Genomic DNA, 14131 nt, shown 5'->3' with positions numbered 1-14131 from the left:
GTGCGGTCAGCCGATCTGCGCGTTCTTGGAGACGGTCACCTGGTCGACGTCGGAGGTCCGCACGGTGACGGCGATCTTCCACTCGCCGGCCAGCGGGATCTGCACTCCGTTCGCCGACCAGTGGCCGGTGGTGATGTGGTCGGGCACGACGGGCAGCGGCCCGATGTCCTTGGCCTCCAGGGTGAAGGCGACCTTCACCTCGGGGACGTCGAAGGCACGGCCGTTGGGCCGGGTGACGTAGACATGCATCTCGTTGGCGCCGACGCGGGCCGGGTTGAGGTCCACGCTGACGACCCCCTTGCCGTCGGTGCCACCGGTGTCGAAGGTCATGTCCAGAGTCAGGGCCCCGGAGGCGTTGCCCGTCGCGGAGGAGGACGACGAGGACGAGGCCGCGGCGGCCTTGGCGGCGTCCTGTTCCGTACGGCCCGGCTCGGTCGAGGTCAGCGCGGTGGTGACGGCGAGCAGGACGACGGCGACACCGGCCTCGGCGAGCACCGAGCGGCGCAGCCCGAAGCGGTTCGGGTCGCCGTCCCGCAGCCGCTTCTGCCGCGCCGACTCGACGGCGGCCCGCTGCCGGGCGAGCTGGGCGGCCCGCTGGGTGTCCTGCTTGGCGCCGTCCGCGGGCGCCTTGCCGCTCCCGGCGGCCCCGGCCGATGCCGCCGCCACGTGCTGCTTCTTCGCGGCACTGGACCGCGCCGCCGACGCCTTCGCCGTCCCCTTCGCCGTCGTGTCCGCGAGCCGCGCGGTCCACCGGCGGGAGATCCACGCGAGGCCGACGAGCAGGGCGACCAGGGCGATCTTGGCGAGGAGGAGCTGTCCGTAGCGGGTGTCGGTGAAGGCGGACCAGGAGCCGAGCTGGCGCCAGGACTGGTAGACGCCGGTGGCGACCAGGGCGACCACGCTGCCGAAGGCGACCTGGGAGAAGCGGTGGACGGCGGCCGCCTCGACGGGCCGGTCCGCCGGTGCCCGGTACAGGGCGACGAGCAGCGCGGTGAGCCCGCCCAGCCAGCCGGCGGCGGCCAGCAGATGCAGGATGTCGACCGGCATGGCGAGGCCCGGCTGGATGCCCGTGGAGGCGTGCTCGGCCATGGCCCAGCTCGCGGCGAGCCCGGTGGCCACCACGGTCCCGCCGATCGCGAGCCCGAAGGTCAGGTCCCGCTTCTCCTCGGCCTCCCGCTTGTCGTAGGCGCCGAAGAGCACGGCGATGAACAGCGCGGCGGCGGCGAGCAGCATCAGCCGGGAGACCAGCGCGGCGCCGGTCTTGGTCTGGAGGACCTGGCCGAGCAGCTCCAGGTCGAAGACGTCCCCGACCTTCCCGGAACTCGTGTAGGAGCCGCGCAGGAGCAGCAGGAACAGGGTGGCCGCGGTGATCGTGACCCAGCCGGAGACGACGAGCCGCTGCACCGCCCGCACCCCGGTCCCGCGCTGCCAGCAGGCCAGCACGAAGGCGGCGGCACCGGTCAGCACGATGAACCCGGCGTACGAGGCGTACCGCCCGAAGCCGTACAGCCAGCCGACGACCCCGCCGCCGGCCTTCCGGGCCGACGCCGAGACGCTGGTCTCGGAGGGTGCGCCGATGGAGAAGGTGTAGGCGCCGGCGACCGGATGGCTGTCGGCCGACACCACCTGGTAGGTCACGGTGTACGTGCCGTCGGGCAGCCCGGAGTGCAGCCGGACGGCGTAGGAGGTGCCGCTGACGTTGCCCGGTCTGCCGTCGTCGACCCGGGTGCCCTTGGGGTCGAGGACGCGCAGCGAGTCGTCGTTCAGGGAGACGGTCTCGGAGAAGGTCAGCGTCACCTGCGTGGGAGCCTTGTCGACCACCACCCCCTGCGCGGGGTCGCTGCCGGTCAGCGCGGCGTGCGCGGAGGCCGGCCCGGCGGCGGCCAGCAGGGCGCCGGTGACCGCCAGCAACAGCAGCACGAACATCCGGACGCGGGGGGCGATGGTCTGCCTCACGGTGGTCCCTCCCTCAGTGGCCGGTCTTGGGGGTGTACACGGCGGACTCCACCGGGATGTCGACCTTCAGCGGGCCGGACGCGGCGAAGTGCAGTTCGACGGTCACCGTCTCCCCCTCCACGGGCTTGCGCCGGAGCTGCTCGAACATCAGATGGCTGCCGCCGCTCCTGAACTCCAGGCTGCCGTGCGCGGGGACGTCGAGGGAGTCGACCTCCCGCATCGACGAGCCGACGGTCTCATGGAGGGTGACGCTGCCCGCGGCGGTGCTGGTGACGGACGTCAGCTCGTCCTTCGCCCCGCCCTCGTTGACGATGGTGAGGAAGCCGGCGGCCATGGTGTCGGAGACCGGCTGCGGTATGTAGGCGGAGCGCACCGACAGCTTCGCGGCCCCGGAGTCCGGGTCCGAGCCCGTGCCGCAGCCCGTCAGCAGCAGCGCCGCCGCCAGGGCCATGGGTGCCAGGAGCCTCACGGGTTCTGTCCCTTGATGATCCTGGGCAGGTCCTTGGTGTACTCGTCGACGGTGGCCTCGTCGTTGTAGAGCAGGTAGCCGGCGTCGGTCTTCGGCGAGAAGGCGACGACCTGGGTGCCGTGGGTGGAGACCGTCTTGCCGTTCTTGTCCTTGTGCGGTGCCTCGACGGAGATGCCGAGGGCGCGCGCGGCGGTCTGGATGGTGGCGAAGTCGCCGGACAGGCCGACGGCCTCGGGGTCGATGCCCTTGAGCCAGGTGCCGAGCGCGGCCGGGGTGTCCCGCTCGGGGTCGGTGGTGACGAACACGATCCGCAGCGCGTCCTGCTCCGCCTTCGGGAGCTGCTTCTTGGCGACGGCGATGTTGTTCATCGTCAGCGGGCAGACGTCGGGGCAGTTGGTGTAGCCGAAGTAGACCAGGGTCGGATGGCCCTTGGTCCGCTCACGGAGGTCGTAGCTCTTGCCCTCGGTGTCGGTGAGCACGAGGTCGGGCTTGGCGAACGGCTGGTCCAGCACGGTCACGTGCGAGGACGCGGCGGTCTTCGCCGACTCGGGGTCGACCACGGCGACGGCGCTGTTGTCGCCGTCCCCGCCGTCGGTGCCGCAGGCGGAGAGGGTCAGGGTGGCGGCGGCGAGCAGCGCCGCCGCGGCGAACGTCTTGGTGCGCATAGAGAAATGTCCCAGATGTATGAACTCCGGCGGGCGCCGGGGGGCGTACGGACGTGCAGTACGCCCCCGGCACGCACCGTGGACGAGTCGAGCCGGGCCGGGCGCCGGCGGTCAGCCGCCGGCGCCGCCCGCCCGGGCCCCGGATCAGGCGTCGGTCGTCGTCCGGCGGCGTCCGGCCAGCACGCCGTAGCCGACGCCCGCGGCGCCGACGACGATGCCGACCACGCCGAGGACCCGGGCCGTGGTGTCGCTGCTGTCGGCGTCCGCGGCCTCGGTGGTCGCGGCGGCCGCCTTGGCGTCGTCCTTCTCCTCGGACCCGTGGGAGTCGTCGGACGCCTTGTCGGCGCCCGCGCCGTGGTGGCCGTCCTCGGAGGCGGCGGACAGGGCGAGCACGGGAGCCGGGTTCTCCGGCTCCTCCGCGCCGTCCTCCTGGACCTCGATCCAGCGCACGACCTCCTTGTTGGAGTACGTCTGGATCGCCTTGAAGACGAGCTCGTCGGTGTCCTCCGGGAGCGTGCCGACGGACACCGGGAACTTCTGGAAGAAGCCCGGCTCGACGCCCTTGCCGGTCGCGGTCCAGGTGATCTTGGAGACGGCCTCGGAGATCTGCTTGCCGTGCAGCTCGATCGGCTTGTCGAGGGTGGCCTTGGTGACCTGGATCTTCCAGCCGTCGATCGGCTCCGGCATGGCCGAGGCCAGCGGGTGGTCGGTCGGGAAGGTCACTTCGAGCTTGGTGGTCGAGGCGTTGTCGCGCTCGTTGGGCACCTTGAAGTCGACGACGGCGTAACCGCCCTTGGCGGCCGTGCCCTCCGGCTGGACGGACACGTGCGCGAGGGCGGGCGAGGCCACGCCGAGGACGGCGAGACCGGCGACGACGGTGGCGGCGGCGATACGAGAGGTCTTCATGACGGTGAGCACTCCACTCAGGATGAGGTGGCGACGGTGACAGACGTGCGCGGAGCACCACGCACGCGCGCGTGCCGTACGACAGCGCCCCGTCCCCCCGAGTCGGTGGAGTGCCGGTCGCGTCGTGTCAGGCAGCGAGGACGAGAGCCCCGGCGGCCGGCGGGCCGCGTCTGATCACCGAGTGCTGGAGTGCCGTGGTGCGCGGCTCGGCCGGTGCGAGCGGCGTGGTGCGCGGCGGGCGGGGGGCCGCCGCGGGCGTGGCGGGCAGCCCGGCCAGCAGCGCGCGCACCAGCGCCAGCGCCGCGCGCAGGGACCGTACGCACGCCCCCTCGGCGACGCCGTGCGCCGACAGGTCGATCAGCCGCCGCAGGGAGGCGTCCCCGCGCCGCAGCAGCCAGCCGGCGGCGAGGGCCGCGAGGAGATGGCAGAGCAGCATGGGCAGGGACGGCAGCAGATGCGGCGACGGCAGGAACGACAGCGGCGCCATCGACGACAGCCCCGAGCCGCCGCCGACGACGGCGGTCGGCAGGGCGTCGGCCGCGTGGTGCATGGAACCCTGCATGGAACCCATGCCGCCCGTCGCGCCCGTGCCGCCGGTGCCACCCGTCCCGCCCGGGTAGAGCCGGGCGTCGATCAGCAGTTGCTGGGCCCGGGCGGGGGTGATCGCCGCGGCCGCGGCCCCGCAGACCAGCCGGGCGGCCCGCGCCACCAGTTCGGCGTCCGTGAGGCCCGTGGCCGTCGTCGTGGCCGCCGCGGCGGTGTGCTGCCCGAGCCCGAACAGGGTGTGCAGCACGCCCTGTCCGACGGCGAGCAGTGTGGCGACGTACGGCAGCGAGCGCTCGCGCCCGGCGAGCGGCACCACCACCGCGAGCACGCCCAGGAATCCCGCGCCGAGCGTCCACAGCGGAACGGCGGTGCAGGCGGCCATGGTGTGCCCGGCCGCGGCCAGCACGACACAGACCGCGGCGAACACCGCGGCCCGCAGCAGCCGGGGGCCGGCTTCGGAACGCGCGCCGCCGGGGCGCTCGTCTCGAAGGCGCGCCGCGCGCGAGTGGGGGGCACTCATGGCGGGCTCATCATCGCACTGGCCGCGCGGCCGTCATACGGCAGGTCCGCAAGATTCCGCATGCCCCGGTGAGATGGGAAAGATCACCCTATGATCCGCTTCTGGGACGACTGGTACGACTGATGCCCCGTGCGCCTCACATACACCGATTCCCGCCTTCACCACATCCCCCATATGGGCCGCATCACGTGGAATTCGCGCTTACGGAGGTGTCGTAGCGGCAATACGTATCGGTATGTCGAGCCGCAGCCAGGAGGCTGGAGCATGAGCATCTGGTGGTCACTCCATCTGCGGCGTGAAGCCGCGAGTGTTCCGCTCGCCCGTCGTCTGCTCCTCGGCACCATGGAGACGGCCGGCGTCGACCCGGACGTCAGCTACGACCTCTCCGTCGCCCTCAGCGAGGCGTGCGCCAACGCCGTCGAGCACGGCGGGAACCGCGGGCACGGCGGCGGGTCGGAGGCGTACCGGGTCACCGCCTACCTCGACGGCGAGAAGTGTCGTATCGAGGTCGCCGACTCCGGTCCCGGCTTCCTCGGCGAGCGCCCCAGCCGCGCGGTGGCGTCCGTGTACGCGGAGGACGGCCGCGGTCTGCACCTCATCCAGGAACTGGCGGACCATGTCCACATCGGCAACAAGCCGGGGCGCGCCGGGGCCGTGGTGAGCTTCGACAAGATCCTCAAGTGGCGCAAGGACGCCCCGCTGATGGCGGTCTGACGCCGCGTCGGCACGGTCGCGGCCGGCGGTCCCGCCGTCGCCGGCTACCAGGCGGCGTCCGCCGATTCCGGTACGGCGAGTTGGCGGGTGCGCTGTTCGTGGACGCGCTGCCTTGACGACCCCCCCCCACCCGCGCAGACACGCGAACGGCCGGGCACCGACGTTCGGGTGCCCGGCCGTTCCCGTGTGCATGTGGCTCAGGCCGTCAGGGACGCCATCCACGTCTCGACCTCGTCCGAGCGGCGCGGCAGGGCCGCCGAGAGGTTTCGGTTGCCGTCCGTCGTGACGAGGATGTCGTCCTCGATGCGGACGCCAATGCCGCGGTACTCCTCCGGCACGGTCAGGTCGTCGGCCTGGAAGTACAGGCCCGGTTCGACGGTGAGGACCACGCCCGGCTCCAGGGTGCCGTCGACGTACGACTCCACGCGCGCGGCGGCGCAGTCGTGGACGTCCATGCCGAGCATGTGACCCGTGCCGTGCAGCGTCCAGCGGCGCTGGAGGCCCAGCTCCAGGACCCGCTCCACCGGCCCCTCGACCAGGCCCCACTCGACGAGCCGCTCGGCCAGCACGCGCTGGGCCGCGTCGTGGAAGTCGCGGTACTTGGCGCCCGGCTGGACGGCCGCGATGCCGGCCTCCTGGGCGTCGTACACCGCGTCGTAGATTTTGCGCTGGATGTCCGTGAAGCGGCCGTCGACCGGCAGGGTGCGGGTGACGTCGGCGGTGTAGTACGTGTGCGTCTCGACGCCCGCGTCCAGCAGGAGCAGGTCGCCCGCGCGGACCGGGCCGTCGTTGCGCACCCAGTGCAGGGTGCAGGCGTGCGGTCCGGCGGCGGCGATGGTGCCGTAGCCGACGTCGTTGCCCTCCACCCGGGCGCGCAGGAAGAACGTGCCCTCGATGTAGCGCTCGGAGGTGGCCTGCGCCTTGTCGAGCACGCGCACGACGTCCTCGAAGCCGCGGACCGTGGAGTCGACGGCCTTCTGCAGCTCGCCGATCTCGAAGTCGTCCTTGACGAGCCGGGCCTCGGAGAGGAAGACCCGCAGCTCCTCGTCGCGTTCGGCGGTGACCTTGTCGGTCAGGGCGGCCTCGATGCCGGCGTCGTGACCGCGCACGACCCGGACCGGCCCGGTGGCCTCGCGCAGGGCGGCGGCCAGCTCGCGCACGTCGGAGGCGGGCAGGCCGTACAGCTTCGCGGCCTCGGTGAGGGAGTGGCGGCGGCCGACCCACAGCTCGCCCTGGCCGCTGAGCCAGAACTCGCCGTTCTCCCGGTCGGAGCGCGGCAGCAGATAGATCGTCGCGTCGTGACCCTCGCCCTTGGGCTCCAGCACCAGGACGCCGTCCTCGGTCTGGTTGCCGGTGAGGTACGCGTACTCGACGGAGGCGCGGAAGGCGTACTCCGTGTCGTTCGAACGGGTCTTGAGGTTGCCCGCGGGGATCACCAGCCGCTCGCCCGGGAAGCGCGCGGAGAGCGCGGCCCGGCGGGCGGCGGTCTCGGTGGCCTGGGCGATCGGCTCCAGGTCCCGCAGCTCGGTGTCGGCCCAGCCGGACTTCATGTTCTCGGCCAGCTCGTCGGAGACGCCCGGGTACAGGCCGTTCTTGCGCTGCTTGATCGGCTCTTCAGACTCTTCCGGGGTCTCCGGGGTGAGCTCGTCGGCCACGGTCTTCCTCCTCGATACGGCACTGGACCCCCTCCATCGTACGGTCGTACGTAAGGGGGTCCAGGGGGGAAGCTGCTGTCACCGACCGGTCACCGGACGACCACGTTCGGTCGCGACGGGTCACGACAGGACACGACGAGTCGCGACAGATCACGGCCGATCACTCGAACCGCGCCGCGAGCAGGACGACGTCCTCCTCGTCGTCCCGGTCGGCCTCCCCGTCCGGCAGGACCGTGCGCAGCACATGGTCGGCGATCGCGCCCGGGTCGTCGCGCAGCGCCCTCGGCACCCCGCAGGCGGCCGCGTGCAGCCGGGCGAAGGCGCGGTCGACGGAGTCGCCGGTGCGGTGCAGCAGGCCGTCGCTGTAGAGCAGGACGGTCTCGCCGGGCTCGGCCTCCAGCTCCACGCTCGGCGCCTCCCAGCAGGACAGCATGCCCAGCGGCGCGGAGACGGAGGTCTCCACGAACTCGGTGCGCCGCTCGCCGACCAGCAGCGGCGGGCAGTGCCCGGCACCGGCCAGGGTGACCTTGCGCAGGGCGGGCTCGCAGTAGGCGAACAGCGCGGTCGCGGAACGGGCCGGTTCGGTCAGCCGCAGCAGCAGCTCCAGGTCGGACAGGACGGCGACCGGGTCCTCGCCCTCCATGACGGCGTACGCGCGCAGGGAGGCGCGCAGCCGGCCCATCGCGGCGACGGCGCTCGGCCCGGTGCCGGTGACCGATCCGACGGCGAGGCCGAGGGCCGCGTCCGGCAGCGGCAGCGCGTCGTACCAGTCGCCGCCCCCGCGCGGGCCGGTACGGTGCCGGGCCGCGAGCTGCACCCCGGCCACCCTCGGCAGCCGGGACGGCAGCAGCTCCTCGGCCATCGTCGCCATGGCCGCGCGCGTGCGCTCGACCTCCAGCAGCCGCGCGAGGTGCTCGGCGGCGTGCCGGACGTACAGCCCCACCAGATGGCGGCGGCGCTCGGCCGGTTCGGCGGGTTCGTCGTACAGCCAGACGACGGCGCCCAGCCGGCCCTTCGCGCCCTCGGTGTCGAGGGGCAGGGCATAGCTCGCGGCGTAGCCGAGGCGGGCGGCGACCTCCCGGTGGCGGGGGTCGAGGCCGTCCTCGGCGAGCAGGTCGGGCTCGGCGATCTCGCCCTCGGCGCCGGGCAGGCCGTCGAGGATCCGTCCGAAGGACAGGGCGCTGCGGGGCACGGTCTCGATGTGCCCGAGGTCCGCGTGGCCGAGGCCGAGGCCGATCGTGGTCGCGGGGCCGAGTCCGTCGGCGGGTTCCAGGGCGACGAGGCCGCGCCGGGCGCCCACGAGGGCGGATCCGGCGCGCAGCAGTTCCTGGAGGGCGTCGGGCAGGGTGTCGGTGCGGGTCAGCCGCTCGGTGAGTTCATGGAGCGTCGTGAGGTCGGAGACCCAGCCGGCCAGGCGGTCCTGGAGAAGCGCCCCGGGGCCGGTGGTGGCCGCCGGGGCGGACGGGGCGTCCGGGGGTACGGGCGCGGGCGCGACAGTGTGTGCGGGCGAGGGAACCGTTGAATCGATTCCGGCCACTTTCGGAGGGTGAGGGGCGTTCATGGCATCCGGCTCTCGGACCGGAGCGTATTGCTCAAAAGCATCGCAAACCCCCATGTCAATCTGCGCCGCTAGCAGTGTCTCCACATGTACACGCACTCGTAAGGGGATGTCCAGCATTGTCCTGCCGGGATCGCTGGTGTCCATGGGGCGTTTGGGGGGAATCGGACAGCGTCCCCCGGCTCCCTTGCTAAATAACAAAGTTGGCCTAAAACTGACTCGGGTAACGGGTGTTTGCGGTCGACTGGCCTTGCTCCACAGAGCGTCACAGCGGTCGTGATGGGTACGTACTCGGTAAGGACCAGAGGTCGTCGGGAGCCACCCGGAACCTGGTGACCGACCCCGGCGTCCTATCCACCGACGACCGCGCCCCATCCTCCCGTGGCGGAGGCGGAGAGAAATACACGAGACGGCAAAACGCCAGACTTCGCCACCCCACGCCATGCCCATGATGTAGATGGATGCAAGCCGGACGGAGTGGCCGCGGAAGCAGCCGTCACCCGACCTCCAGGGGACCCCCCTGTCATGAACAGGGGTGTGATGCGCCAAAAGGTACGCACAGTGAAGTGATCGACACATGGTGTGATGTGGCCCACGGTGTTGCCAGCGGTGCAACGGAAAGGAACGAGCGCTCATGCGCGAGATCCTCGGAAAGCGACGCAGGCTCCTGTCCCAGCGCAGCGACGCGGGGCCTGAGTTGATCGACTCGGCCCTGACCTTCGCGACGGAATGGCAGTGGCCCGTCCTCCCGGGTGTGACGGCCGACCGGCGGAGCACGTCCCGCTGCGGCTGCCCCGACCCGGAGTGCTCGGTGCCCGGTGCTCATCCCTTCGACCCCGGCCTCCTCGCGGCCACCACCGACGCGCGCATGGTGCGCTGGTGGTGGGGCAACCGGCCGGCCGCCCCGATCGTCCTGGCCACCGGCGGCCCGGCACCGTGCGCGGTGAGCCTGCCGGCCCTCGCCGCGTCCCGCGCGCTCGTGGCGCTGGACCGCACGGGCATCCGGCTCGGCCCGGTGACCGCCTCGCCCACCCGCTGGGCGATCCTCGTCCGGCCGTACTCCATGGAGCAGTTGGGCGAACTGCTGTACGCCAAGGACTTCGTCCCCGGCTCCCTGCGGTTCCACGGCGAGGGCGGCTACATCGCCCTGCCCCCGTCGGAGACCGGCGGCGGCGACATCCGCTGGGAGCGCGCCCCGCTCCCCGGCTCCGCCTCGCCCTGGGTGCCCGACGTCGAGGCCGTGGTGGACGCCGTCGTCGACGCCCTCACTCGTACGGGTGTGAGCGCCCCCGAGTTGTAGGGGTGTCGGGCGCGCGCCGGACGGCACGACCGGGTCCGCCCCTTATCTTCCGCGTATGAACCTTCGTCTCGTTGCCCTCGGCGGCGTGGTGGCCTGCGTGCTGGCCCTTCCCCTGGCCATGGCGTCCGCCGGGTCCAAGGGGGCGGTGGGGGACGAAGGGCGCGCCGTCGCGGGGGCCGTGGACGCGGGTGAGGCGGAGGGCGCGGCCGACGGGGCCGGTGCCGGCGGCACGGCCGGCCGTACGGATCCCAAGGCGCCGCGCGTCGGCCGGTCACCTTCTGCCCCCGACTCCCCCTCCCCTTCCGCCTCGCCGCTGCTGCTCGGCCTCGGCCTGGCCACCGCCGCCCGCTGCGGTCCCGAGCTGACCTCGCCCGACGGTGTCGAGGCGCAGACCTGTGTCCTCACCCAGGGCGCGGACACCTGGGCGCGCACCTACTACCGCAACGCCACCGGCCGCGCCCTGAACGCCGTACTGAGTCTCATGGGGCCCGAGGGGCGCACGGTGCAGACGCGGTGCGCCGTCGGCGCCGAGGACGAGCCCGACGCCTGCGAGACGCCCCGTGAGCGGACCCGGGGGGCGCTGGACGGCTACTCGGCGGTCACGGAGTTCGCGGGTGCGGTGGGCGAGGGGCCGTTGTTGCTGCGTTCCGGCAGCAACTCCTGAGCAGGGCGCGCCAGTTGGTGAACGGCGTCCGACCGGCCAGGTCGGCCGGGCATGGAAAGACCCGGTTGCTGGCGACGGGGGATGCACCAGCAACCGGGCTACTGGAACGGTAACAAGAGATCGGCTCCAAGCAAATTCGATCTCTTGTTTTCATCGGGCTTTCGGACACCCGCCGACCGGCGGTTTCGGCGTCGACTCGCCCTGAAGCAGCGGGAGTTGTGAGCGGAGTCACGTCTTTCGAGGGGTCAGGGCGGCTGACCGACCGGTCAGCCGGACCCTGTCTCCCCGCTGTGTCTCAGCTCAGCGTGACCTGTCGGTTGGTGAGGCCGCCGCGGGCCCGGCGCTCCTCCGGGGTGAGCGGCGCGTCCGAGGCCAGGGCGGCGGCGAGGCGCTCGGCGAACTCGGCGGCCGGCTTCTCCACGTCGTCCGCGGTGATCTCGCTCGGGAGGTCCCAGACCGGCACGGTGAGGCCGTGCGCCCGGAACGAGCCCACCAGACGCGTGCCCTCGCCGAGGCCGGAGCGGCCCGCCGCGTGCAGCCGCGCGAGCGCGTCCAGAAGCCGCTCCTCGGGGTGCGGCATGACCCAGCGCAGGTGGTTCTTGTCGGGCGTCTCGCACCAGTACGCGGCGTCCACACCCGTGAGCTTCACGGTCGGGATCGCCGCCTCGTTGGCCCGCTCCAGGGAGGCGGTCACGTCCGGCGCGGCGTTCTCCGGGTCCGGGACCCAGAACTCGAAGCCGCTGTGCACAACTGGCGCGAACGCGCCTTCGGGGTCGAGCAGATCCTGCAACCGGACCCCGTCGGCGGGCGCGCGGCGGGCCTGCACCGGGGTGCCCGGCGCCGCCTCCAGGGCGCGCCGGAGGGTGTCGGCCAGGTCGCGGCTGATGTCCCCGGACGGCGTGTCGTTCTGGAGGCCGAGCAGCACCGAGCCGTCGTCCCGGCGCAGCGCGGGCCACGCCATCGGCAGCACGGTGGCGAGGGTGACGGACGGGACGCCCTCGGGCAGACCGTCCTTCAGCGTCAGCTCGACGGTGGCCGCCGGGACCAGCTCGCGCAGGGCCACCCAGTCGCACTCGCCCGGCAGCCCCTCGAAGGGGCGCTGCACCAGCTCGGTCGCGGCGTGCGCGGCGGCGCGGCCGTGACACGCCTTGTAGCGGCGGCCGCTGCCGCAGGGGCAGGGCTCCCGGGCGCCGACGACCGGGATCTCCCCGTCGGTGAGCTGAGGCCGGCCGGCCTTCGTCTGGGGTCGCTTCTTGGCCATCTGGGTGTCTCCCGGGTACGGCTCGTCTGGTACGGCGGGAGCCTAGCCGTTCGTACGCGCGGTCACCGGAACCTGTGGACGACGGCCGGGTTGTGGACGGCCGTTGTGGACAACGGCTGCGGACACGCGTTGTCCACGGTCGCCGGTGTTCCAGCCCTACGGCCGCCGCTGCTCCAGGTCGTCGAAGGCGTCCGCGAAGTCCAGACCCGGGATCGACGCCACCACCGGCGCGGTGATCCGGGAGGCGAAGTCGTCGCGGCGCCGCCCCGCGTCGGGATCGTGGACGTCCGTGTGGACCAGCACCCACACCGTGACCTCGCCCCGGGCGTCGTCGCGGACGCCCCAGTCGTCGGCGAGCGCGGTGATGATGTTCAGCCCGCGGCCGCCGTGCGCGGTGACGGACGGGGTGGCCGGGGCCGGGCGGGTCGGCCCGCCGCCGTCGGTCACCTCGACGACCAGCCGGCCGCCGGGATCCACCCGCCACGCGGCGCGTATGTCGCCGTCACCGGCCAGGGCGTCGCCCAAAGGCCGGCCGTGTTTGCACGCGTTGCTCAACAGCTCGGAAAGGATCAGTACGGCATCGTCGATGACCGTCTCCGGCACACCTCCGCTGCGCAGTTGATCGCGCATGCGATGTCTCGCCTTGCCCACGCCCGCAGGGCCATGGGGTACGGCCATGCTCGACGACGTGGGCACCTCCTGTGCCACCACCAACGCCACCCCCGAGACCTCCTTCGCCCCACGCCACGGTGTGGATGCCCCATTGGCCTGAACCGGAAACCGGCCAATCCAGGTCCGGGGACGCATTCACAACGATCGAATGCGGACCGAACGCGCCGGAGCACTCCTGGTGAGCGCATGGCTGAATTTCGTCGGTGTGGCCGATTTGGAGCATGCGGGAGGGTTGGTGGGGAGGTCAAGGGGCTGTGAGGGACATGTGTGAAGCGAGTGACGGATGGGACGACTGAGGCAGAAGGGCAGGCCGAGACTCAGGAGACGGGTGAGGCGGCGTCAGGAGCCCCGCGCCGGCCGTTCGAAGGCTGTGTGAATCGCGTCACTCGCCCAGTCGTTGCAGCACCGCGCGCGGGCGGTTGGTGATGATCGCGTCGACCCCCAGCTCGACACAGAGGTCGACGTCCTCGGTCTCGTTCACCGTCCACACGTGCACCTGGTGCCCGGCGCGCTTCAGGCGCTCGACGTACGCCGGGTGGTTGCGCACGATCCGGATCGACGGGCCCGCGATCCGCACCCCCGCCGGCAGCCGCCCGTCCCGCAGCCGCGGCGAGACGAACTGCACCAGATAGACCGTCGGCAGGGTCGGCGCGGCGGCACGCACGCGGTGCAGCGAGCGCGCCGAGAAGCTCATCACGCGCACCGGGGAGTCGTCCGCGGTGGCCGGAGCGTCCAGGCCGAACCGCTTGAGCAGCACCAGCAGCCGCTCCTCCACCTGTCCGGCCCAGCGCGTCGGATGTTTCGTCTCGATGGCCAGCTCGACCCGGCGCCCGGCGTCGGAGACCAGCTCCAGCAGGCGTTCCAGGGTCAGGACGGAGGTGTCCTCGCGGTCCTCGGGGCGGAACTCCCAGTCCGGCTCCTCGTCCCGGGCCCGCCATGCCTCGCGGGCCTCCCGGGTCTTCCAGGACCCGAAGTCGAGCGCCGCGAGATCGGCCAGCTCCAGGGCGGAGACCGCGCCGCGGCCGTTGGACGTACGGTTGACGCGACGGTCGTGCACACAGACGAGATGGCCGTCGGCCGTGAGCCGGACATCGCACTCGAGGGCGTCGGCGCCGTCCTCGATGGCCTTCCGGTACGCGGCCAGGGTGTGCTCGGGGGCCTCTTCGGAGGCGCCGCGGTGGGCGACGACTTGAATGCGGTGCGGGCGTGCGTGGGTCACCGCGTCATGGTGTCACCCGCCGGCTG

Annotated in this window: 13 protein-coding genes; 3 read left to right on the top strand and 10 right to left on the bottom strand. The window is 72.6% G+C overall.

Annotated features, from left to right (window positions below):
- Window positions 1-6: 6 nt before the first annotated feature.
- The 5 genes from AFM16_RS19515 to AFM16_RS19495 form a co-directional block, all read right to left on the bottom strand.
- Complete coding sequence (locus AFM16_RS19515) at window positions 7-1956, bottom strand: copper resistance CopC/CopD family protein (protein WP_078634098.1); 1950 nt, start codon at window positions 1954-1956, stop codon at window positions 7-9.
- A 13-nt stretch (window positions 1957-1969) separates the two neighbouring features.
- Window positions 1970-2407, bottom strand: a complete 438-nt coding sequence (locus AFM16_RS19510) for a copper chaperone PCu(A)C (RefSeq protein WP_078634097.1) — start codon at window positions 2405-2407, stop codon at window positions 1970-1972.
- Window positions 2408-2421: 14 nt separating this feature from the next.
- Window positions 2422-3090, bottom strand: coding sequence for an SCO family protein (locus AFM16_RS19505; RefSeq protein WP_030794837.1), 669 nt, complete (start codon window positions 3088-3090; stop codon window positions 2422-2424).
- A 144-nt stretch (window positions 3091-3234) separates the two neighbouring features.
- Window positions 3235-3996 carry a YcnI family copper-binding membrane protein gene (locus AFM16_RS19500; protein WP_030794835.1) on the bottom strand — a complete coding sequence of 254 codons (762 nt, stop codon included), beginning with the start codon at window positions 3994-3996 and terminating at the stop codon, window positions 3235-3237.
- Window positions 3997-4123: 127 nt separating this feature from the next.
- The gene (locus tag AFM16_RS19495; RefSeq protein WP_078634096.1) at window positions 4124-5062 is read right to left on the bottom strand and encodes a hypothetical protein; all 939 of its coding nucleotides are present in this window, start codon (window positions 5060-5062) and stop codon (window positions 4124-4126) included.
- Window positions 5063-5326: 264 nt separating this feature from the next.
- Here AFM16_RS19495 and AFM16_RS19490 point away from each other — a divergent pair, with 264 nt between their 5' ends.
- A complete protein-coding gene (locus AFM16_RS19490) occupies window positions 5327-5776 on the top strand; it encodes an ATP-binding protein (RefSeq protein ID WP_030794831.1) in 450 nt (149 codons plus the stop codon).
- Window positions 5777-5973: 197 nt separating this feature from the next.
- On the opposite strand, the gene AFM16_RS19485 is transcribed toward AFM16_RS19490, so the two are convergent.
- A complete protein-coding gene (locus AFM16_RS19485; protein ID WP_078634095.1) occupies window positions 5974-7431 on the bottom strand; it encodes an aminopeptidase P family protein in 1458 nt (485 codons plus the stop codon).
- A 160-nt stretch (window positions 7432-7591) separates the two neighbouring features.
- Window positions 7592-9109, bottom strand: coding sequence for a PP2C family protein-serine/threonine phosphatase (locus tag AFM16_RS19480; RefSeq protein WP_078634094.1), 1518 nt, complete (start codon window positions 9107-9109; stop codon window positions 7592-7594).
- Window positions 9110-9623: 514 nt separating this feature from the next.
- Here AFM16_RS19480 and AFM16_RS19475 point away from each other — a divergent pair.
- Window positions 9624-10289: a bifunctional DNA primase/polymerase gene (locus AFM16_RS19475; RefSeq protein WP_078634093.1), complete on the top strand. Its 666-nt coding sequence runs from the start codon at window positions 9624-9626 to the stop codon at window positions 10287-10289.
- 55 nt (window positions 10290-10344) lie between these two features.
- On the top strand, window positions 10345-10953 hold the full coding sequence (locus AFM16_RS19470) for a hypothetical protein (protein ID WP_078634092.1): 609 nt from the start codon (window positions 10345-10347) through the stop codon (window positions 10951-10953).
- 295 nt (window positions 10954-11248) lie between these two features.
- Here AFM16_RS19470 and AFM16_RS19465 read toward each other — a convergent pair whose 3' ends face one another.
- The 3 genes from AFM16_RS19465 to AFM16_RS19455 all read right to left on the bottom strand — a co-directional run bounded on the left by AFM16_RS19465 (window position 11249) and on the right by AFM16_RS19455 (window position 14105).
- The gene (locus tag AFM16_RS19465) at window positions 11249-12214 is read right to left on the bottom strand and encodes a DUF5926 family protein (RefSeq protein WP_030794819.1); all 966 of its coding nucleotides are present in this window, start codon (window positions 12212-12214) and stop codon (window positions 11249-11251) included.
- Window positions 12215-12370: 156 nt separating this feature from the next.
- A complete protein-coding gene (locus AFM16_RS19460; RefSeq protein ID WP_167797218.1) occupies window positions 12371-12934 on the bottom strand; it encodes an ATP-binding protein in 564 nt (187 codons plus the stop codon).
- A gap of 334 nt (window positions 12935-13268) precedes the next feature.
- Window positions 13269-14105, bottom strand: coding sequence for a glycerophosphodiester phosphodiesterase (locus tag AFM16_RS19455; RefSeq protein WP_030794813.1), 837 nt, complete (start codon window positions 14103-14105; stop codon window positions 13269-13271).
- Window positions 14106-14131: the final 26 nt, after the last annotated feature.

Source organism: Streptomyces antibioticus (assembly GCF_002019855.1).
Taxonomy (GTDB): domain Bacteria; phylum Actinomycetota; class Actinomycetes; order Streptomycetales; family Streptomycetaceae; genus Streptomyces; species Streptomyces antibioticus_B.
The sequence above is the reverse complement of the archived record's forward strand: the minus strand, read 5'-3'. Positions and strand labels throughout refer to the sequence as shown.